Raw genomic sequence first — 21,567 nt, 5'->3', positions numbered from 1 at the left:
TGGGCGTGTAGCCTGATAGCTTGTCCTGGGACAAGTAGAGACGATTGAACGAGACGATTCAGCGGCTAGGTCAATTGCTCTATGGGCAAGCCAATCGATGCTTCTTCGATCGCCCCCGCGTCTGCCGCGGCGAGCTCGGCGCGCGCTGCTTCTTCTCCTTTCAGTAACGAGCGGCTCGCGACAAGCAGCGAGAAAATGGAGACCGGCAGGACAGCTATCCCGCACAGGATGGCAAGGCGCAAGTCCCCGGTTGCATCGCTGATCAAACCTACGCAGTAGGGGCCGAGACCCAGCCCAAAAATATTTGGACCGAGGGAAAATGCGGCAAATGCCGTTCCGCGCAGACGTGGGATGACCAGGTCTTGCGTTGTTGCTTGCAGCGGGCCAAACCACATCGGTACAAAGAGAGTCGCGACCGCGTAGGCACAGTAGAAGACTGTGATGCTATGCGTCAGGTATTGGATGACGCTCGCACCGGTGAATACGGACGCCGTGAAGCACACGAAATACAGGCGGCCAAATGGGTGTTTGCGCTTGGCGTAGTCGCACAGATAACCACTGACAGCGATGCCCGCGCCGCCCGCGATGATTGCGATGATGCCCAGATGCAAACCGGCTTGCGCAGTCAGCCCGAGCGTCCGGCTCGCATAAACAAATACGAAGCCGTTGACTGCATTCATTGCAAAGGCGAGAAACGCACCCGCCACGGTTACCGCAACGAAGGGCCTGGAGCCAGTGATAAGGCGGTGTGCGGATGCGTCACCAAGACGTGTGGCCTGGAACCAGTTCGAGCAGACATAGACCGCAACAGCGATGGCTATCCATTGGACGAGGTTGCTGGTGATCGACAGGCCGAACACCGATCCAATTTCGGCTTTACGGCTCGCGGACAGGACGTGATTGGTTCCCCAGGTCGCGAATATGACCAGGAGCACGGCGAACAAAAGGTAGGTCCAATTGCGCACATATTCACGCCTTGACGCGCCCAGGGCCTTGAGGTGCATCCAACTCCACGGAGGGACCATCGCGCCGAGACTGCGCATCGCGCTGCCGAACGGATGGGGATCCTTTTTTGCGGCGACCGCGTCGAGTCGTCCGCGCACAGGCTCTTTGATCGTGAGCAATACGATCAGGGCGAAGAGCAGGCCAGGCAAGCCTACCCCGATAAACGTGGCTTGCCAGCCCACGAGACCGAAGGGCGCTACGCCGTGGCCTTTCCCGTAGGCATGTTCCCACGTCGAGAGGATGGAGCCGCCGACGATCAGCGAAGCGCCCGCGCCGACATACACGCCGACTGAATACAAAGCCAGCACCGTTCCGCGGCGGGAACGCTCGAAATAGTCGCCCAATAGGGAAACCGCAGCCGGGGTCGCACTCGCTTCGCCGACGCCCACCCCGATGCGGGCAACGCCCAGTTGAGAAAAGCTGCGCGCCAGGCCCGAAAGAGCCGTCATGAGAGACCAGAACGACAGGCCGAGCGCCAGTGTTCGCACACGGCTCCAGCCATCGGCGAGACGGGCCAGCGGGATGCCGAAAACGCAGTAGAACAATGCGAACGATGTGCCGTACAGCAGGCCCAGTTGCGCATCGGAAATTCCCATATCCTTCTTCAGGTAGGGGGCGAGAATGGTGACGATCTGGCGATCGACGTAGCTGAACGCGTAGATCAGCGTCAAGATAAACAGCACGTACCAGCGATACCAGGGACGTTCATAAGTCATCTTTCTGTACCCGTAGTAAAAGTGTCGTGACGACACTTAAGTCAAGAACTCGTTTGCACGAACCATGCTTGGCGAATCTCGGAAACTCGTAATGGCTGATCGACGTGAGTTCGACGTGATGGCTGCACTGATATTGCGAGCGCCATGCGTTGCCTTCAGGCCTGTTTTTCTGGAAAGTGAAGAGGTGAGGCCGAGCGAGCTTGCGCCTGGCTAGGGACGCGGTGACGCGGTCGATGCCCCGTCGCATACGTATTCGCCACCCGAGCAGAAGGAAGCGGCATCCGAGGCCAGGAAAAGGATCAAGTTTGCTATTTCAAGCGGCTCCGCGGCGCGTCCGAATGGCGTTGCGCTCGCGCGAGCGGCTTGTTTTTCGGGGCTGAAGCGCTGGGTCATCGGCGTGTCCGTGAGGCCGGGGTGCACTGAATTGACCCGGATGCGATCTCGGGCCAGCTCCAGCGCAGCTACCTTGGTCATGCCTCGAACCGCGTACTTGCTGGCAACGTATGCGGTCATGCCGTGAAGACCGCCAAGACCCGCGGTGGACGACATATTCACAATCGATCCACTGCCCAAGCGTTTCATTTCAGGAATGACCGAGCGCATTCCCAAAAACGGCCCAATCTGATTGATTCGAATCACGCGCTCATAAGCCTCGCAAGAGGTCTGCTCAAGCGGCATTTCATATTGGATGGCGGCGTTGTTGACCAGCACATCGATGCGGCCAAATTTTTCGATCACCCAATTGACTACCTCGGTCCAACTCGCCTCGCTCGCAACGTCATGTGATCTGAAATGAATGTTGCGCACACCGGATTGCAGAAGTGCGCCTTCCTCCTCATTGATATCCAGCGCAATAACTGTTGCTCCTTCGCGTGCAAAAAGCTCCGCGGTCGCCTTGCCGATACCCCGGGCCGCGCCGGTGATCATGGCGACTTTTCCCGCTAGTTGAGCTCGTCCTTCGTTCATTTTTCACTCCCGATTACATGTACTGCGAGCTTTTGTTTCGTCAACTGGATTTCCACAATCAAGAGCCGATTTCTGTCCAGGCTGGCGGTCTCGCCAGACGGACGCCTCCCCTTGGGGAGCAGATTCATCTGAGGGAAACCGGGAGGCGCCGGAACGAGATCGAAGAGCCATACGTCAGGCGCGCCGATGGCGCCAGCGGGTGCATTGGATGTCTCCTGGAGTCTTATCGTTCTTATGCGCCGGCTACCGTTGTGCCGACACCCTGAGCGTCAGGATAGCCACTTGCACGGCATCCATGCCAATACGATTTTCCGATCTATCCAGAGGAAGAACATTGGGATGACACGAGAGGAATATCCTCTCAAAGTATCCGCAAACAGTATTGGTCGCATTAAGCATTCGCTCGGTACAGTAGCTCCAGATCGCGTCACCGCAGGCTGAGTCCCGGCCGGTGTAGCGCACATTCGAATCAGCATGTGATGAATGATGGAGCTTCCAACTATGGCGCAAACCAGTTCGGTTCCGCAGGCCCCCGTGGTCATCGTGGGTGCGGGCCCGGTAGGACTTGCATTAGCCGGTGATCTTGGATGGCGAGGGGTTTCATGCGTGCTCATCGAGAGGGGTGACGGCCAGGTGTTCCAGCCCAGGATGGATATGGTCGGGATTCGCACCATGGAGTTCTGCCGGCGCTGGGGCATTGTGGATGACGTCGAGAACGCCGGTTATAACCGGGACTATTCCCAGGACTATGCCTGGGTCTCTCAGCTTTATGGCGGTTATGAGTTCGGCCGCGAATCGTTTCCGACAGTGCGAGACGAACCCAAACCTGAGCAGAGCCCGCAAAAGCGCGAACGATGCCCACAGAACTTCTTCGACCCGGTACTGACGCGTTTCGCGGCTAAGACCGGCAATGTCCAGATTCGCTACTGCACTGAGTACATTTCGCATCAAGAGAGCGACGACGGGGTGACTGTGAGGGTCCGCGACCTCAAGTCGGGCGAAGAGCAGGACATCGCGTGTCTATACCTCGTCGGTTGCGATGGCGGCGCAAGCCGGGTCAAGGAGCGCGTTGGCATCAAGATGACGGGCACGCCGGCGCTCACCTACACGACCAACGCCATCATCGAGTGCAACGGCCTTGAGCAGTTACACGACAAGAAGCCCGGGTACCGCTACATCTTCATCGGTCCGGAGGGCACCTGGAGCACGGTGGTGGCGATCAACGGGCGCGACTTGTGGCGCCTGTCGATCGTCGGCGACGGGACCCTGCGCACGCTTTCCGAGGAAGACGTTTCCCAGGCGTTTCGCCGTGCCGTGGGCCGTGACGACTTCGAGTTCAAGATCGTCTCCGTGATGCCCTGGATTCGCCGCCAGCTCGTGGCCGATAACTATGGCACCTCACGGGTGAAGATTGCGGGAGACGCAGCACACCTGACCTCTCCGACAGGCGGCTTCGGGATGAACATGGGCATCCAGGATGCAGTCGATCTCGGCTGGAAACTGCAGGCTATGGTCGAGGGCTGGGGTGGCGAGCACTTGCTTGACACCTACGAATTCGAGCGTCGGCCCGTTGCTATACGTAACGTGAACGAGGCGACCAACAATCTCAAGCTGATGCTCACGCCGCGCGAGAGCCTGAGCCAGGCGGTGTTTGAACCTGGCCCCGACGGGGATCGTGCGAGACAGGTTTTTGGTGACGCTTATACGAAGATGATGAAGCGCGAGTGGTACACGATCGGCATTCACCTCGGATTCCGCTATGAAGGCTCATCCATCGTCGGGGCTGACGGTACGCCGGAGCCCGAGGACACCGTCAACACCTACGTCCAGACCGCTCGGCCAGGCCATCGCGCGCCACACGTCTGGCTCAGCCCGGAACTGTCGACGCTGGATCTCTTTGGCCGCGACTTCGTGCTGATGCGCTTTGACAAGAGTCTGGCCGTCGACGCGTTGCTGGACGCAGCGGAGCGCGCCTGTGTGCCCCTGGCGGTGGTCGATATCGACCACGAGGGCGCGCGCATGTTGTATGAGCGCAAGCTTGTCCTGGTCCGCCCTGACGGCCATGTGGCCTGGCGCGACGATGTCGTACCCGAGGATTCGAACGCGCTGGTCGATATTGTCAGGGGCGTTCAGCCTCTTGGCGTCACCCATCCCGCCCTGGCAGAGGAGATAACGCGATGAGCGACGTTCCGTTCGAGCGCAACCTTTAGGGGAACAGCGTGAAATTCAGTGAAGAACAAGAGATGCTGCGGGACATGGTTCGCAAAGTCGCCAATGAGCAGGTTCGACCGCTCGTCGCCGGCATGGAGGAAACCAAGCGTTTTCCCGAAGAGCTCGTCGAAGTGTTCGGCGACCTGGGCCTGTTGCAGATGTGGGTGCCTGAAGACTACGGCGGACCCGGTGGTGACCTGACGTCGGTGTGCATCGCCAAGGAGGAAATCGGCAAGGTATCCCTGGCCGCGTCCACGTTGTGCGCCAACAATTCGATTGGGCTGATCCTGCCGCTGCTTTACTTCGGCAGCGAAGCACAAAAGCAACGCTACCTGCCGGAAGCAGCGAAGGGCCGCACGATCTCTTCGGTGGCGATCACCGAGCCCGAAGCAGGTTCCGATGTCTCGGCGATTCGCACCACGGCGCGCCGCGATGGAAGCTCCTACGTGATCAACGGGCAGAAGAGCTGGATCACCTGGGCCGCACAAGCGCATTACATGCTGCTGTTCGCCAGGACTGCCGAAGGGCGCGGTCATGAAGGCATTAGCGTGTTCCTCGTCGATACGAAATCACCAGGACTCAAGATCGGACGCAAGGAGACCAAGATGGGGCGCCACGGCTCGCCGACCTATCAGATCTTCTTCGAAAACATGCGTATTGATGCGGATTGCCTGCTGGGTCAAGAGGGCAACGGCTTCAAGGCGTGCATGAAGATCCTTGACCTCAATCGGCCCTCGGTCGCGGCGTCGTCGCTCGGTCTGGCGCAAGCTGCGATGGACGAATCGATCAGCTATGCGAAGGATCGAAAGCAGTTTGGAAAACGCATTGGCGACTTCCAGGCGATCCAGTTCAAGCTCGCCGACATGGCGATGAAAGTCGAGGCAGCCCGAACGTTGCTTTACACCAGCACACAGGAAATAGACGCCGGCGACACGGGCCGGTTAACGCTGCTTTCGTCGATAGTGAAATGCTACGTCACTGACGTGGCAATGGACGTCGCGCTGGAGGCGGTGCAGGTGCATGGCTCTTATGGCTATTCGACGGAGTATCCCGTCGAACGCTTCATGCGTGACGCGAAGCTGAACCAGATCCTTGAAGGCACCAACGAAATTCATCGGCTCATCATCGCCCGGCAATTGCTGGGGAGATGAACATGGCCGGTTTTCCCCGTGAAATTGGAAGGAATTAACATGACAACTCGTTTTCATCCAGGCTTGGGTGAAGCCGCGCAAGGCTTCCTCTCGCGACAGCATCAACTGCTGATTGGCGGTCGCATGGTCGAGTCGGATTCCGGGCGGCGCACCGACATCCTGGACCCGGCCACGGGAGATGTCATCGCCACGGCTGCCGAAGCATCGGCGTCCGATGTCGATCGTGCCGTCGAGGCGGCACGCCGCGCGTTCGAGGGGCCCTGGAGCAAGACCACGCCTTCTGAACGAACCCGGATGATGTTGCGGTTCGCCACGTTGATTGAGGCTAACGCCGACGAACTGGCCGAACTTGAATGTATCAACAGTGGCAAGCCGCTCGTGTTTTGCCGCAATGGCGATGTGGTGGGGATTGCCGAAATGCTCCGCTATATGGCGGGCTGGACCACCAAGATGGGAGGCCAGACGCCTGACGTTTCTCTGCCAGGCGAGTGGCATGCCTATACCTTGCGCGAGCCGGTGGGCGTGGTCGGGCAAATCATTCCATGGAATTTTCCGCTCAACATGGCGATGTGGAAAATCGCGCCGGCTCTGGCAACGGGATGTACGGTCGTGCTCAAGCCGTCCGAGCAAACCCCGTTGACCGCGTTGCGCCTTGGCGAACTTGCGCTGGAAGCCGGTATCCCGCCGGGCGTCCTGAATATCGTCACGGGCTTCGGCGACCCCGTGGGCGCCGCCATCGCCGCGCACCCCGGAGTCGACAAGGTCGCCTTTACCGGCTCGGGTGTGACGGGGCGGCGCATCGTACAAGCCGCGAGCGGCAACCTCAAGCGAGTGTCGCTCGAGCTCGGCGGCAAATCGCCGGTCATCGTGTTTCCGGATGCGAACCTTGAGGCCGCGGCAGCAGGCGTGTGCTCATCGATCTTTTTCCACGCCGGCCAGATATGCGCGGCGGGTTCCAGACTCTATGTGCATGAACGGGCGTACGACCAGGTGCTGGACGCCATTGCGCGACGGGCTAACAGCATCAAGCTGGGTCACGGCATGGAGAGCGGCACTGAAATGGGTCCGGTAATTTCCCGCCGTCAGCTCGAGCGCGTGACGGGATATATCCGCCGTGGCCAGGAGGAAGGTGCGACGCTTTTCGCCGGTGGGGGCCCAGTAGGCGAGCGTGGATTCTTTGTTAGACCGACGGTACTGACGGATGTGAAGCCGGGCATGGCGGTTCACGACGAAGAGATTTTCGGGCCGGTGCTGTGCGCGATGTCATTCAACGACAACGACCTCGATCGCATCAGCACTACCGCCAACGACACGACCTACGGTCTCGCTGCAAGTGTGTGGACGAGCAACGTCGGCGTCGCGCACAAGATGGCCCGGCGGCTTCAGGCCGGCATCGTCAATGTCAACGCGCTGTCGTCGCCCGACGCAGCGTTGCCCTACGGCGGCTACAAGCAATCGGGCTGGGGCCGCGAACGTGGCTACGACGCCATAGAGATGTACACCGAGGTCAAGGCCGTGGCGATCAATCTCAACGTTTAACCGTTGCGGCGGTGATCAAGCCGAAGCAGGAATCCGCGGCTTGAACATTCCACTCATTCCACTATCAGGCAGGCGCTCGACGCGAGAAGAGCGCGAAGGAGACAGGACATGACGGGCAGTATCGATTACCTGGCGAAAGATGGGCGGGCGTACATCACCATCAATCGTCCCGAGAAGAAGAACGCAATGACCAACGCAATGTTGGATCAGTTGATGGAAGGCTACGATCTCGCCGAGGCCGACGATGACGTTCGCGTGGTTGTCCTGCAGGGTGCGGGTGAAGACTTCACCACCGGGCATGATCTGGCCGAAGTGGGTAACGAGTACGGCGAGACCACCTATGACGACAAGGGCCGTCCGCGCAAACCCAGCCAGCGTGCGCGCCTTCTCCACGACAAACGTTATCTCGAGCGCTTTGAGCGCGTATTCAAATTTCTCAAACCGACGCTTTCGCTGGTCAAGGGCTATTGCCTCGGCGGCGGGCTGTATCTTGCCGAGGCCTCGGATCTCGTGATCGCAGCCGACACAGCGAAAATGGGTCATCCCGAGCAAAAGCTCGGGCTATCAGGCGCGGCCTATTTTGCAGCCTGGGAAATGATGGCGATGGGGCCGCGCAAGGCCCGCGAGCTGCTGCTGATGGCCGACGTCTGGGATGCACAAACGTGCCTCGCCAACGGCCTCGTCAACAAGGTGGTCCCGCGTGCTTCCCTCTCGGATGCCGGCGAGGAGTGGGCTGAGCGTATCGTGCGTCTGCCGCGCGACGGCATTGTCATGGGCAAGGCGGCCACCAATCTCGCGATGGAGTCCCTGGGCATCACGAGCCAGTTCTCGTATGGACACATGCTGCATACGCTTGCCACCAACGTGCGCTACGAGGCTGACGAATACAACTTCATGAAGCAGCGCCGCGACAAGGGCGTGCGCGCGTCGAACCACGATCGCGAAGCGTTCTATGTGAAGAAGGAAGAAGAATGAGCACGGCGCTGCAGGGACTGAAGATTCTCGACTTCACGCAGATGATGACGGGGCCGTTCGCGACCATGCTGCTCGGTGATTCGGGCGCCGACGTGATCAAGGTCGAGCAACCGGAGGGCGATCCGTTCCGTCGCTCGGGAGAAACCACGCTGGGTGGCGACGGTGCGTTTTTTCTGGGCGTCAACCGGAACAAACGCGGCATCGTGCTGGACCTCAAGAGCGAAGAAGGGCGAGCTGCTGCGCTCGAGTTGGCCGCACAAGCCGACGTGCTGGTTGAAAACTTTCGCCCGGGCCTGACCGACAAAGCGGGCCTGGGTTACGACGATCTGCGCAAGGTCAATCCACGCCTCGTCTATTGTTCGATCTCCGGATTTGGACGCACGGGACCGGATAAGAACCGGCCGGCACTGGACATGATCATTCAGGCCGTCTCGGGCGTGATGCAGGTGACCGGTACGCAAGAGTCCGGGCCGCTCAAGACGGGCTTCCCATTCTCTGACCTGGTGACTGCGCTCATTGCAACCATCGGGATCCTGGTCGCGTTGCAAGCTCGCGAACGCACGGGTGAAGGGCAACGGGTCGACCTGTCGATGCTCGATGCGAGCATCTTCAGTCAGGTGCCGCGCGATGTGTACTTCGACCTGACAGGGAAAACGCCGGTGCGCATGGGTAACCAGCATTGGGATATCGTGCCCAACAATACCTACGCGAGCGCAGACGGCAGGGACATCATGATCATCACGATCAACGACAAGTTCTGGCACATCCTGTGCGACGCCATCGGTGCAAGCGCACTCAAGACCGACCCGCGTTTTGCAACCAAGGACGCCCGCCTTGCGAACCGCGAAGCGGTGGACGCTCGCCTCTCGGAGATCTTCGCCAGCCGTGATCTGGCTCATTGGGAGCAGGCGTTGTCGGCTGCGGGCGCAATCTACGGAGCGGTCAGGACCTGGCCCGAAGTGTTCAGCGACCAACATGTGGTGGACACGCTGCTCAAGACCCTGCATCACCCGAAGGGCGGTGCATTCAAAGTCATCAACAACCCGCTCCAGTTTTCCGGAACGCCAACGCATATCTTGCGTTCGCCGCCGATGCTGGGTGAGCACAACGACGAGGTGCTGACGGAGAAAGGCGCGAGCTGGCGGTAAATGGCTGGGCAGGACCGGTAAATAGTCAGCTCACGCATTTGTTGAAATGGCAGTGCGGGTCAGACGGAAGGAGGATTATCCCATGCACGAGACGTGCATCATCATCGGCGCGAGTCATGCCGCCGCGCAATTGGCGCCGAGTTTGCGTCAGGAAGGGTGGCTGGGCCCGATCGTGGTCATCGGTGACGAAACCTGTCTTCCGTATCACCGGCCGCCGCTTTCCAAGGCCTACCTGTCGGGAGAAAAGTCCGCTCACGATCTGCTGATCCGTGGAGCGGATGTGTACACGCGGTTCGGCATTGAATTTCGACTGGGCGAGCGCGTCGAGTCGATCAATCGGACTAGAAAGACCATCACGCTGCGTAGCGGCGAAGAGCTCGCCTACGGAAAACTGGCAATCTGTACCGGCACGCGGGTGCAGACCGTCAGCCTGCCAGGATCGGCTCTGGCCGGTGTCCACTATCTTCGCGATATCGAGGACATCAATCGCATCAAGCTGGGCGTACGGCCCGAGGGCCGCGCGGTGATTGTGGGCGGTGGTTATATCGGTCTCGAGACGGCCGCAGTACTGAACAAACTTGGCATGCGTGTCACCGTGCTGGAGATGGCACCCCGCGTGCTGGCGCGAGTCACTGCTCAACAGGTTTCCGAGTTTTTCCAGCGCGTGCACGGCGAAGAGGGCGTCGACATTCGTACCAGCATGGCGGTGAGCGGGTTCGAAGGAGAGGCCCGCGTTGAGAGGGTCGTCTGCGCAGATGGCAGCCACTTTCCCGCGGACCTGGTAATTATCGGCGTCGGCGTGACACCCAATGTTGAACTGGCGACTGCAGCGGAGCTGGCCACCGGCAATGGAATCCTGGTGGACGCGTTTGCTCGTACGTCAGACCCCGATATTGTCGCGGCCGGTGACTGCACGATGCACCCGTCTCCATTCTATGGCTATATCCGGCTCGAGTCGGTGCCGAACGCAACGGAGCAGGCAAAAAGCGCCGCGGCCACCTTGTGCGGCAAGGAAAAACCCTACACCGCATTACCGTGGTTCTGGTCAGATCAATACGATATCAAGCTGCAAATCGCCGGCTTGAACGAGGGCTATGATCAAGTCGTGGTTCGGGGAAACCGATCAGTAGGGCGAAGCTTTAGCGCGTTCTACCTGAAAATGGGAAAGCTGGTTGCCGCAGATTGTGTGAATCGTCCTCAGGAGTTCATGGTCAGCAAAAACCTGATCTCGGAGGGCATCGAGCTTACGCCCGAACAACTGGCCGACGAGAGCATTGCACTGAAGGTTTTACTCGACGGCGCCCGGAGCGACATGTCTACCTGCGATGTACCTAACTGATTACGCAATGAGAGGAGTCTGCAATGCCAGTAATCAACTATCTCCAGTCCAACGGCAAGACCTTCGAGGTGGACGTTCCCGTTGGAAGCTCCGTCATGCAGGGAGCGGTGGACCATATGATTGAAGGGATCGCCGCCGAGTGCGGCGGTGCGTGTAGTTGCGCCACCTGCGAGGTCTATGTCGATGAGGCCTGGATAGGTGTGGTTGGCGAGGCCTGCGATATCGAGAAGGACATGCTGGAGGCCTCCAGAGCCTGGCGTACTAACAGCCGCTTGAGTTGCCAGATTGAAGTTACCCCCGATTTGAACGGCTTGGTCGTGATGATTCCTGCTGCATGAGTGCGGGTGCTCCCATCATGACGATAGGAATTAGGTCTCAGGTTCTCGTTAAATAATATTGGACCTGTGTGGGTATTGGACGGAACCTTGAAGCTAGCTCCTCTTGCACGAGGATAGACATGAAGTTTTGTTCCGAAACCATATTGTGAGAAGAGGTGATGCATGACCAGCAAAGTAGCGATTGTCACAGGATCCAATGGTCTGACCGGGCAAGCGATTTGCAAGAATCTGACCGAACGGGGCTATACGGTTGTCGGGTTCGATATTGCGGATTCCGGAAAAGGTGACTACGCGTATCGGAAATGTGATGTGACGGACTACGAACAGATCGTGGCGTCCGTTGAAGCAATCGATGCAGAATACGGAACGATTCGTGTGCTGGTCAACAATGCTGGCGTATGGCACGGCAAGACCTTCTTCGACATTGCACCGTCGGACTATGACTTCACCTATGGCGTGAACACGCGCGCCCCATTTTTCCTTAGCCAGGAAGTCGCCAGGCGCCTGATCAAGAAGGGCGGTGGTGGCGTGATTGTCAACCTCGCGTCGATTGTCGCGACGGTTGGCAGCGGCGTTCCCGATTACGGCGGTTCGAAAGCAGCGATTGTCAATCTCACCAAGAGTCTGGCGAAACCCTTGGGACCGCACGGTATTCGCGTCGCCGCAGTCTCGCCGGGCACGATAAACACAGCCATGGGCGAGAAGGTGCCGAAGGAAATTCGTGACAAGCTGATCGCCGGATCGGGCCTGCGGCGTGCAGCCGAACCTGAGGAAATTGCTGCGGCTGTGGGTTTCCTTGTTAGCGATGACGCCAGCTACATCACCGGGGCAACGCTGGACGTCAACGGCGGCCTCTGAGACGCCTGTCGGTAAATGTCTTTTTGAGCCCTTCAATCACAGGTGCGCCTTGCTTGCGCACCGCCCTGGTTCGAAGCGGCAAGCGTTCAATGTGACCGGAGGAAGAATGTCGGGATGTCCTATCAACACACCCTCTAACAAGCGATCGAACGAGCCCTCGAACACGCCCTCGTTTCCGATGCCGAGGCAGTGCCCTTTTCTTCCGCCGCGGGAATACAGGGAATTCCAGCACCAACCGGGGCCAGTCCAGGTGCAGATGTGGGATGGGACCAGCGCATGGCTGTGCACCCGCTACGATGATGTTCGCGCGGTGCTGGGCGACAATCGGTTCAGCGGTAACCCGAGCGTGCCGGGTTTCCCCAGTCTGTCAGCGGCGCGTAACGCAGTGCTCGATCTGGAGCCCGCGTTTATTCGCATGGACCCTCCGCAGCACGGTCACTTTCGCCGCATGTTGACCAAGGAGTTCATGATCAAGCGGGTCAGCGCGATGCGCCCAAAGATCGGAGCGATTTTTGACCGGTTGCTGGACGAAGTGCTCCGTAAAGGTCCTCCTGCCAATTTGGTTGAGGATCTCTTTCTGCCGTTCACCTCGGAAGTCATCGCCTGGATTCTCGATGTGCCCGCCAAGGACCATGGTTTTTTCCAGGAGCAAAGCCGGCTGAAGGTCTTGCTGGATGTCGACCCTTCAGTTCCTAAAGCCGCGTCCGAGCGTATCTTGAACTACCTGGACAATCTCATCACCGAGCGCACGAAGGATCCTGAAAACAGGGAGGATTTGCTGAGCCGCCTGATTATTGAACAAGTCCGGCCGGGGCATCTGAGCCACCGTGAACTGGTCGTCATGGCCGAGTTGCTGTTGATGGCGGGGCACGAAACGACCGCGAACCAGATGGCGCTTGGCGTGTACAGCTTCCTGAGCAATCCGGACCAGTTGCAACTCCTGCGCGACGATCCATCGCTCTTGCGCAACGCGGTTGAAGAGATGCTGCGACTTCATACCATCGTGCACTACAACGCATTTCGCGTCGCGCTTGAAGACATTGAGGTTGCAGGTCAGGTGATTCGCAAGGGCGAAGGGGTCATTGCCTTGATTTCCGGTGCCAACCACGATGCCGCTGCATTCGAGAATCCGGAGAAATTCGATATCACTCGAAAGGCGGACCACCACGTCGCGTTCAGTTACGGCATTCACCAGTGTCTGGGCCAGCCGTTGGCTCGCGTCGAACTACAGGTTGTTTTCGCTTCTCTTTTTGAGCGTATCCCTACCCTGAAATTCGCGGTGCCTCAAGACCAGATCCGCGGCAAGGGGGACCACTTTGTCCAGGGGCTGGAGACATTGCCCGTCACCTGGTGATGAATGCTGCAAAGGCAAGAACACGAATCAGGAGATGACGGCATGTCGAAATACAACTTCAAGTTGCGCATCACAGTCGATGAGGACGTCTGCGTTGGCGCCGGTCTGTGCGTGTTGTCGTCGAGTGACGTATTCGATCAGCGCGATGAAGACGGTGTGGTCAAGCTGCTACAGGTCTATCCGGATCAGGAGCTGTACGAAAAGGTGCTGGGGGCATCGCGTAAATGCCCGTCCCACGCCATCAAGGTCGAACAGCTTCCGGACCACGACCCGGTCCCGGAGGGCCGTGCTCAGTGAGTCTTGCGTGCATGCTGGCCGTGACGGGGTGACAGCGGTTCAGAGCCACGGGCGATGGCCCATTGCAACGGGTCGTAGGCTCATGTTTCCTGCTCTGCTACCTGTAGCCGCGAAGTGTCCAGAAAGAGCTGCGGATGTTTCGCGATCAACTTGGCGGCATTGGCGCGGGCGGCTTCACGCCAGGGACCGAGCAAGGCGGGAACGCGGTCCTTGTGCCATGCGAGAGACAGCGAGACGCCGGGCGTCTGCGCGTTGAGCGGGCGATACGCGACACCGAGCGGCTGCATAAGCTGCATGATGGCCGGCACTACTGCAACCCCCATCCCCGCGGCAACCAGACACGCGGACGTGTGCATGTCATGCGCTTCCTTGGCAATGTTGGGCTTGCAGTTTTCGTCTTCGAACATGTCCAGGATCCTGTCGCCATAACCCCGCTCGGTGGCGGTGCCGCGTGCTACCGCGATGAGTGGCCACGTCGCGAGTTCCTTGAGTTCCACCGCTTCAGGCACGTCATACTCGCTTCCAGCGGGAACGGCCACCACCAGCAACTCACGATAGAGCAACTCGGTAACGATGCTGTGGTCGTAGATATGTCCGCGCACTAACCCGACTTCGATCGCACCTTCCTTCAGCGCATTGATCTGCTGCGAGATGGTCATTTCCTGCAAGCTGACATCGGAATGCGGAGCCAGCTCTTTGAACAGGCGCAACGTATTGGGCAGGAAACAATAGATCGCGGTGTAAATTGATCCGACCATCAGGTGCGTCTGCGCGCCGCGTCCGGAGGCACGGACCGCCGCCATTGCCGCCGAAGCCGTGTTCAACACACGTTGTGCGTGTTCCACCAGGATCTCACCGGCAGGAGTAAGCAAGACCTTGCGTTTCTCGCGAGTGAAAAGCGCGGTGCCCAGCTCCTCTTCCAGGGAAATGATCTGGGCACTCAGAGCCGGCTGCGCGATATTTACCCGCTCCGAAGCGCGAGTGAAATTCAACTCGGCAGCCACTGCCAGGAAGTATTGAAGCTGGCGGATATTCATTTCCACGTTCCTTCTTCGGCTTTCCGGGTTTTGGCCTTGATGAAAAGACTCAACCAGTATCCAGGCGGGCGTTGCCTCGGGAGTTCGCACTTCAGGGCAGGGCCGCTTGCATACTCGGAAACAAGCTCGGGATCGCAGACGCGATGAACGGGATCGACCATGTAAAGCGCGAGACCGACGTATCGGACAAACCAGCTTAGCCTGGCGCTCACGGTTGAGTGGGTCGAGGTCGGGGTCGGCCGGGCCGATGCGCCCGATTTGCTGTGGATGCTCTTGCGCATCGCGGTCTTCACGCCAGCGAGCGTGTTTTTTAGGTGTCTCATCTGTCTCCACCATGCTTCAAAGGCCTCTTGCGGGCCGTGTTCAGCGTCCGTCTCATGCCAATCCCGCCTGGAAAAAGAAACGCGTTTACGTTGGCGGACGTTCGATTGACTACTGAGTAAGCTATCGAAACGAGCAGAGATGATCAATAATTGATCATCTCGAAAACATTACGGATCGTCTCAATTGGATGTTCTCAATGACATCGTCAGATTGATGCGCCCACAGGCGGTGCTGTGGAAAACGGTCGACGCTCAAGGTCGCTGGGGAATGACCGTTCCGCCGCGCGACGAGCCTCGTTTCTGCCTCGTAGTGGCCGGGCACTGCTGGTTTCTGCCCGATACAGGGCCCGCGCTGCTGATGCGGCAGGGTGACTACCTGTTGCTGGCCGCGAAGCCCCGCTACAGCCTGGCAAGTGACCCGGACGTGGGGCCACGGCTGGCCGCGCTCGCGGACAAGGCAAACGAAGGCGACTACGTTCGCTGGAACGACGGGGCGGGCGGCGAGGCAATGCGGCTCATCGGCGGCTATTTCCAGATCGAACCCGAGCATGCCGCGCTGCTTTCGGGGTTGCTGCCCGATCTTATTTACATCCGTTCGTCTGACGAAGAGGCGGGGCGCCTCACGCGCGTGCTGGAACTCATCGGCGAGGAGGCGATGTGCGAATTGCCGGGTCGGGAACTGGTGATGAGCAGGCTGGTGGAAGTCATGCTGGTCGAAGTGCTACGCCGGCCCGTGCAGCACTTGCAGGGACAACGCACGGGATGGTTTAGTGGCATGGCTGATCCGCATATTGCGTTGGCGCTACAGAAGATGCATGCCGATGTCGCTTGTCACTGGACGGTGGCGACGCTTGCAAAACAGGTTGGCATGTCGCGCGCCGTTTTCGCACGCAGATTTTCTGAACGCGTGGGCGTGGCGCCGGCAACCTACCTCTCGAACTGGCGAATCGCGCTTGCCAAGGACGCGCTGCTGCACAGCGAGCGCTCCATCAATGATATTGCGCTGTCGATTGGTTATCTTTCCGATAGCGCCTTCAGCACGGCATTCAGCCGCATTGTTGGATATGCTCCGGCGTCTTATCGAAGGGCCGGGCGAAAAGGCGGTGACGGCGCGTCAGCCTGAAACAGCTATAGGCGGATCTGCTTGAACCATCGTTTTTTAGTATTTGCCCCAGCGTCCCGCGACGGCTTATCTTCTGCACATCATGATGTCTTGTAGGAATCCGTATTTTTGAATTGAAAGACGGATTCAGAACGGGGCATTTCTCGAATGGTTTGCAAGAGAGCGCGATATGCTGAAGGTGTGCATTTTTGGGGGCGGCGCGATTGGGGGCTACATCGCAGGTCATCTCGCCCGGTCGACGCAATGCGAAGTCAGCGTGATCGCGCGCGGCAAGACACTTGACGCCATTCGCGCACGCGGCATCAGGATCGTCACTCCGTCGGAAGACTTTACCGTCAGCGTCAACGCCTGCTCGGACCCTCGTGAACTGGGTGTGCAGGACTATATCTTTGTCACGCTCAAAGCCCATCAAGTCGATGAAGCGCTGGGTCAGATAGCGTCCCTGATGGATAGCGACACCGTCGTGCTGCCGCCTACCACCGGTATCCCTTACTATTTTTTCCATGGTTCGCAGGGCGCGCTCAAGGACCGGCAAATGCCCCGCATTGATCATGAAGGTCATCAATGGCGCGCGCTTCCCGCCTCCCAGGTGCTGGGCTGCGTGTACTGGATCGGTGCTCACTCGATCGAGCCTGGCGTGATTGCCCAGGACGGTGCCAAGGCAGGTTGCCCTGTCGGCGAGCTGGACGGCATTCATTCAAAGAGAGCGAGCGACCTCAGCGAACTCCTGACGGCAAGCGGTATTCCCTCAAGGGTCAGCGACGACATACGCGCGGCGATCTGGGTCAAATTCGTCAACAGCTTGTGCTGGAACCCGGTAGCGGTGCTGACCCAAGGCTCGCTGGGCGAAATGCGCGACGCGGGCGATGTCGTTCCTGTCGTCAAGGCCATGATGCTGGAAGCGGATGCCATAGCGTCGCGAATCGGCATCCGCGTTGGACCGGACGCGGACAAGCGCATTGCAATGACCTTAAGCGCGGCGCATCACAAGATGTCCATGCTGCAGGATCTCGAAGCCGGCCGTCCTTTTGAACTTGAGGCGCTGGAGAGATCATTGCATGCGGTGCGCGAGTTGACAGACGTGCGCACACCAACGCTGGACGCCGTCCTGGCTATGGCGCGGCTTCGGGCTCGAACCGCGGGACGCGCGAGCGCAGGGCACGCGCACTGAAGTGCATATCGACGGCGTGCTCCCGGACAAGGCGGAGTGCGCAGGCATCACCATTCAATCGATCTGAGGAGCGGTACCGATGACATCCAGCTCATCTTCGTTAGCAACCGGTTTGAACGACGACTTCCGGCGTCCCCTTGAAGGCTGCAAGGTCGTGGAAGCATGCAGCTATATTTCCGGACCCTTCTGCGCGCAGATGTTGTCCGACCTGGGCGCCGACGTCATTAAGGTCGAGCCTCCATCCGGCGACCCTTATCGAAACTTCGGCCATAGCTGGGAAGGTGTCGGCACGGTGTGGACCAATTCGAACCGGGGCAAGAGAAGCGTTGTGCTGGACCTCAAGTCGCCAGAAGATCTATCACGATTCAAGGAGCTGCTGAGCCACGCGGATATCTATATCGAGAACTGGCGTCCTCATGTTTCAGCATCATTCGGCCTGGGCTTCGACCAGTTGAGTCAGCTAAATCCGCGGCTCGTACAAGTGTCTATTACCGGCTACGGCCCTGACGGCGAGCTGGCGAAAGAGCCCGCATTCGACGCGCTGATTCAGGGGCGTACTGGCTTGTTGAGTTACGAAGCCGCGGGAGGTACACCGCGTGCGACGAACACGTTTCTCGCCGACAAGGTTGCCGCTGTCTTTGCCGCGCAAATGGCACTTTCAGGGCTTATTGCGCGCGACAAATCACAGAAGGCCGTTCATCTCGAGACATCGATGCTGGACATCATGTCCTACTACAACTTTCCAGACATGTTCCATAACCGGACGTTTCTTGACGACGATGCCCCGGTGACGCTGGCTCCTCAGCCGGTGCTTGCGACCAGTGATGGTTATCTGGTGCTCTCGCCGGTTTCCGGCAAACAGCTCAGCAGAACGCTCGATGCCGTCGGGCATCCTGAATGGAAAGATGAAATCAAGAGGATAACTGATCGTAGGGAAATGACCCATGCGTTCTTCACGCGAGTGGCAGGACCGCTCAAGGACAAGACCACGGCCGAGTGGCTCGAGCGCTTTCGCGAACTGGACGTTCCCGCAGGTCCGGTAAATGAACCGAGCGTGCATTTGACCGACCCGCAGGTCATTCACAACGAGCTGTACTCGCAGCTGCAAACACCGGCCGGGACGCTCAGGGCGATTCGCTATCCGGCCCGTTACAACGGGCATTTGCTGAAGCCGCGCGGCCCCGCACCTGGGCTTGGCGACAGTAACGGTGAGTCGTTCAAAGGCTGAGACGATGCGCAAATCCGGTCAGACATCGATCATGATGGTCCACATGCATTTGCACGCCAGATACCCATGCAGCATCGGTTACCTCTCCTGTTCAATTAGTTGGTTTGCGGAGCTGATGGTGACCGGCGAGATCGGCCGCGATGATCCCAGGGGCGTTGAAGGGCGTATTGACGGGCTGCCAGGATGGCAATGGGTTGCGCATGAATAACGGGAGGCCGACGTGCCGATACTCCTGAGGGGTGTTGAGGGAATCAAAGCCTACGCAGGCTTTAATCTGGGCAAGAGCAGTTGGATTGAAATCAACAAGGACATGATCAACGGGTTCGCGTCCGCGACCGATGACCGGGACTGGCTATCCATTGACGAAGAAAAAGCTGCGCTTGGACCGTTCGGAGGCGCTATTGCCCAAAGTTACCTCGTCCTGAGCCTGATCGTTCCGCTGCTGTCCGATATCTACCTTCTCGAAGATATCGGGCTGGGCATGCAATGCGGAATTAATCAGCTGCGGTTCGTGGCGCCGGTGCCGGTGAACTCGAGTATTCGGCTGGATGCGACCCTGAAGTCGGTCGAGGCGGTGGGTGAGGGCGCCCAGTTGGTACTGGGATGCGTGATCGAGTGCGATGCCAGCAAGCAGCCGGCACTCGAGGCCGAGATCGTCTATCGATGCTGGCCATCATGGTCGAAGCGACGACGCTGGGCAGATATATGAATGCGGGCTAGTGTTGTCGAGTGCTGACGGGCAGCTATGACGGCGCGGCGACGTCGAACTCGATAACCCGGAGAAAAATATGAGTTCGGTGGACCGGTTTTCCGATCGCTCCCTGAAGGCGCGAGCAAGGACCGTGGTGATTGGCGCAGGGCTGAACTTGTTCTTGGGTACTGGCCAGGTGTTGCTGTTCAGTTTTGGCGTTTTCCTCAAGCCGATCATCGTGGACACAGGATGGTCGAGGGCGGAAGTGAGTTCTGCCGTACTGTGGGGCCAACTTCTCGTCGCGCTCGCGTCGCCTTTCACCGGACTTGCGGTCGACCGGTTTGGTGCAAAAAGGGTCGCGCGTTTCGCCGGTCCGTCGTTAGGCATAGGAGTGGTGCTTATCGGCCTGATGTCGAGGAGCGAGGAAAGTTTCGTGTTCTTTTTCGCACTGAGCTTCCTGCTGGGCGCCGCGCAAGTGCCGGTTCCCTACGTCAAGGCCGTAGCGAACTGGTATGACAAACGCCTTGGCCTGGCACTTGGTTCAGCAATGATCCTCAGTGGCGCAGGGGTAGCGCTATTGCCGCCGATATCTGCCGCGCTCATCGATGCATTTGGGTGGCGCATGGCCTACGTGGGACTGGCGGTCATTGTCTGGCTCGTGAGCGTTCCGTCTGTGGCGTTCCTCATTCATGAGCCACCGGCCGGGAATGCTGCATCAGATCTGGATGCCCGTAATGCGTCAAAGATGGCCTCGGGCGGGTCTGACGGAATGAAGTTAGTCCAGGCAGTACGAACGCGTCCGTTCTGGATGATTGCTGTTAGCTTTTTTCTGATTTCGGCCGTCGTCGGCGCGGGCACACATGTTCTGCCTATTATTTTGTCCGACTACGGACTGAAAACACAGCAGAGCTCGTTTGTCATGACGTTGGTCGGCGTGGCAATGATGGTCGCCCGATTCGGCTTCGGGATGTTGCTCGATCGATTTCGCGCGCCGCGCCTCACCGCTCTGGTATTTCTCGGCGCAGCAGCAGGCTTTTTGTGCTTGACCTATGGAGTGTCTGCTATCACGGTACCAGTCGCCGCAGTGCTAATAGGTCTGGCACTGGGTGCAGAGGTCGATGCACTTGCATACATGGCCTCGCGCGCATTCGGGCGACAGCATCTGGGCTCCATTTACGGCGTATTGATGTTTTGCTTCAGTTTCGGACTCGGGTGCGGTCCGGCAGTATTCGGACAGGTGTACGAATATACGGGTAGCTATCACGATGCGTTCTGGCTGGCTGCCGCCGCGGCCGTTGTCGCAACCCTGACTGTTCTAGTGGTCAAGGATACAGATCTGAACGGGGCGGCGGGTGCCCCACGCTGCAGCAAGTGCGCTCCGTGCGCGACGCAGTAGCATCAATAACAACGGGGGTGCATGCATCGCCGGCATATCTTCGACGGGTATGTCTTGGGCCGCGGGTGCAGTGCGTCTCGCTTATTTTGCTCGGGAGCCGTCAGCTATCCCGCCGACACTTGTCGCGGCCACTTGGTTGTTGTTTGCTACCTTTGCCTCTGCGGTCTGGATGTCGACTGGATAGGTCGTGTCGTCGAGTCCCGCCGGACTGTATCCTGCCATTTCGACCTGGATAAGTTGCGCCTTTACGTCAGCACGGCTGAGCGGTTGACTCGTCTGTGCAAAAACGGGCATTGCAGCGGCGAGCAAAGAGACCACGAAAACCTTTGATATCTTCATAATGTGAACCCTCGAAATTGGTAATTTTGCGCAGAACGGTCATGTCACGGCAGAGATCGTAGTTTAATTAAGAGCACGCTTAAAAACGATCACCGAACACGCAAAGGATTGTTACGTACAGGCGAACAGTGATTATTCGGGATGGCAAGCGCAGACGGCACCGACAGGGCTCAGTTCAGGAGATGCTCACTCAGCAGACGGCAGGGTTGGCCGCTGCCATGTCTGCACCCCGGAATCCAATTACGCGCGACCTGGTTTTACTTTTCCAAGCGCCACCAGGATCTTCTCGGGCGTGATGGGTTGTGACGTGACTCGGGCATGGAATGGCGTGAGGGCATCATTTATTGCGTTCATCACGGCTG

20 protein-coding genes are annotated in these 21,567 nt (G+C 58.8%); 15 read left to right on the top strand and 5 right to left on the bottom strand.

The window, feature by feature from the left end:
* Nucleotides 1-65: 65 nt before the first annotated feature.
* Both JWR14_RS09655 and JWR14_RS09650 read right to left on the bottom strand, forming a co-directional pair.
* Nucleotides 66-1,721, bottom strand: coding sequence for an MFS transporter (locus tag JWR14_RS09655; protein WP_299705108.1), 1,656 nt, complete (start codon nt 1,719-1,721; stop codon nt 66-68).
* 210 nt (nt 1,722-1,931) lie between these two features.
* Nucleotides 1,932-2,687, bottom strand: coding sequence for a glucose 1-dehydrogenase (locus JWR14_RS09650; protein WP_299705105.1), 756 nt, complete (start codon nt 2,685-2,687; stop codon nt 1,932-1,934).
* Between the two features lie 501 nt (nt 2,688-3,188).
* On the opposite strand from JWR14_RS09650, the gene JWR14_RS09645 reads away from it, so the two are divergent.
* The 10 genes from JWR14_RS09645 (at nt 3,189) to JWR14_RS09600 (ending at nt 13,897) form a co-directional block, all read left to right on the top strand.
* Complete coding sequence (locus tag JWR14_RS09645; protein ID WP_299705102.1) at nt 3,189-4,868, top strand: FAD-dependent oxidoreductase; 1,680 nt, start codon at nt 3,189-3,191, stop codon at nt 4,866-4,868.
* Nucleotides 4,869-4,906: 38 nt separating this feature from the next.
* Nucleotides 4,907-6,049 (top strand): acyl-CoA dehydrogenase family protein, encoded by a 1,143-nt coding sequence (locus JWR14_RS09640; protein ID WP_299705099.1) that lies wholly within the window; start codon nt 4,907-4,909, stop codon nt 6,047-6,049.
* Between the two features lie 39 nt (nt 6,050-6,088).
* Nucleotides 6,089-7,588 carry an aldehyde dehydrogenase family protein gene (locus JWR14_RS09635; protein WP_299705096.1) on the top strand — a complete coding sequence of 500 codons (1,500 nt, stop codon included), beginning with the start codon at nt 6,089-6,091 and terminating at the stop codon, nt 7,586-7,588.
* A 108-nt stretch (nt 7,589-7,696) separates the two neighbouring features.
* Nucleotides 7,697-8,563 carry an enoyl-CoA hydratase-related protein gene (locus JWR14_RS09630; protein WP_031364767.1) on the top strand — a complete coding sequence of 289 codons (867 nt, stop codon included), beginning with the start codon at nt 7,697-7,699 and terminating at the stop codon, nt 8,561-8,563.
* Nucleotides 8,560-9,711, top strand: a complete 1,152-nt coding sequence (locus JWR14_RS09625; RefSeq protein ID WP_299705089.1) for a CoA transferase — start codon at nt 8,560-8,562, stop codon at nt 9,709-9,711. Before JWR14_RS09630 ends, JWR14_RS09625 begins: the two co-directional genes overlap by 4 nt.
* An 82-nt stretch (nt 9,712-9,793) precedes the next feature.
* A complete protein-coding gene (locus JWR14_RS09620; RefSeq protein ID WP_299705086.1) occupies nt 9,794-11,050 on the top strand; it encodes an FAD-dependent oxidoreductase in 1,257 nt (418 codons plus the stop codon).
* Nucleotides 11,051-11,073: 23 nt separating this feature from the next.
* A complete protein-coding gene (locus JWR14_RS09615; protein ID WP_299705084.1) occupies nt 11,074-11,388 on the top strand; it encodes a 2Fe-2S iron-sulfur cluster-binding protein in 315 nt (104 codons plus the stop codon).
* Nucleotides 11,389-11,550: 162 nt separating this feature from the next.
* On the top strand, nt 11,551-12,246 hold the full coding sequence (locus tag JWR14_RS09610; RefSeq protein ID WP_299705082.1) for an SDR family oxidoreductase: 696 nt from the start codon (nt 11,551-11,553) through the stop codon (nt 12,244-12,246).
* Nucleotides 12,247-12,502: 256 nt separating this feature from the next.
* Nucleotides 12,503-13,600: a cytochrome P450 gene (locus JWR14_RS09605; RefSeq protein ID WP_299705142.1), complete on the top strand. Its 1,098-nt coding sequence runs from the start codon at nt 12,503-12,505 to the stop codon at nt 13,598-13,600.
* Between the two features lie 42 nt (nt 13,601-13,642).
* Nucleotides 13,643-13,897 carry a ferredoxin gene (locus JWR14_RS09600; protein ID WP_299705079.1) on the top strand — a complete coding sequence of 85 codons (255 nt, stop codon included), beginning with the start codon at nt 13,643-13,645 and terminating at the stop codon, nt 13,895-13,897.
* Nucleotides 13,898-13,977: 80 nt separating this feature from the next.
* Here JWR14_RS09600 and JWR14_RS09595 read toward each other — a convergent pair whose 3' ends face one another.
* The gene (locus tag JWR14_RS09595) at nt 13,978-14,934 is read right to left on the bottom strand and encodes a LysR substrate-binding domain-containing protein (protein WP_299705075.1); all 957 of its coding nucleotides are present in this window, start codon (nt 14,932-14,934) and stop codon (nt 13,978-13,980) included.
* A complete protein-coding gene (locus JWR14_RS09590) occupies nt 14,931-15,257 on the bottom strand; it encodes a hypothetical protein (protein ID WP_299705073.1) in 327 nt (108 codons plus the stop codon). Before JWR14_RS09590 ends, JWR14_RS09595 begins: the two co-directional genes overlap by 4 nt.
* 184 nt (nt 15,258-15,441) lie before the next feature.
* Between JWR14_RS09590 and JWR14_RS09585 the strand changes: the two genes are divergently transcribed.
* The 5 genes from JWR14_RS09585 (at nt 15,442) to JWR14_RS09565 (ending at nt 20,866) form a co-directional block, all read left to right on the top strand.
* Nucleotides 15,442-16,380: an AraC family transcriptional regulator gene (locus JWR14_RS09585; RefSeq protein ID WP_299705070.1), complete on the top strand. Its 939-nt coding sequence runs from the start codon at nt 15,442-15,444 to the stop codon at nt 16,378-16,380.
* A 169-nt stretch (nt 16,381-16,549) separates the two neighbouring features.
* The gene (locus JWR14_RS09580; protein ID WP_299705067.1) at nt 16,550-17,551 is read left to right on the top strand and encodes a 2-dehydropantoate 2-reductase; all 1,002 of its coding nucleotides are present in this window, start codon (nt 16,550-16,552) and stop codon (nt 17,549-17,551) included.
* A gap of 79 nt (nt 17,552-17,630) precedes the next feature.
* On the top strand, nt 17,631-18,779 hold the full coding sequence (locus tag JWR14_RS09575; protein ID WP_299705064.1) for a CoA transferase: 1,149 nt from the start codon (nt 17,631-17,633) through the stop codon (nt 18,777-18,779).
* Nucleotides 18,780-18,999: 220 nt separating this feature from the next.
* The gene (locus tag JWR14_RS09570) at nt 19,000-19,488 is read left to right on the top strand and encodes a MaoC/PaaZ C-terminal domain-containing protein (RefSeq protein ID WP_299705062.1); all 489 of its coding nucleotides are present in this window, start codon (nt 19,000-19,002) and stop codon (nt 19,486-19,488) included.
* Nucleotides 19,489-19,567: 79 nt separating this feature from the next.
* Nucleotides 19,568-20,866 (top strand): MFS transporter, encoded by a 1,299-nt coding sequence (locus tag JWR14_RS09565; protein WP_299705060.1) that lies wholly within the window; start codon nt 19,568-19,570, stop codon nt 20,864-20,866.
* Nucleotides 20,867-20,947: 81 nt separating this feature from the next.
* Here JWR14_RS09565 and JWR14_RS09560 read toward each other — a convergent pair whose 3' ends face one another.
* The gene (locus JWR14_RS09560; RefSeq protein WP_299705057.1) at nt 20,948-21,205 is read right to left on the bottom strand and encodes a DUF4148 domain-containing protein; all 258 of its coding nucleotides are present in this window, start codon (nt 21,203-21,205) and stop codon (nt 20,948-20,950) included.
* Nucleotides 21,206-21,567 lie beyond the last annotated feature (362 nt).

The sequence above is a fragment of the Caballeronia sp. genome, assembly GCF_028292365.1.
GTDB lineage: Bacteria > Pseudomonadota > Gammaproteobacteria > Burkholderiales > Burkholderiaceae > Caballeronia.
The sequence above is the reverse complement of the archived record's forward strand: the minus strand, read 5'-3'. Positions and strand labels throughout refer to the sequence as shown.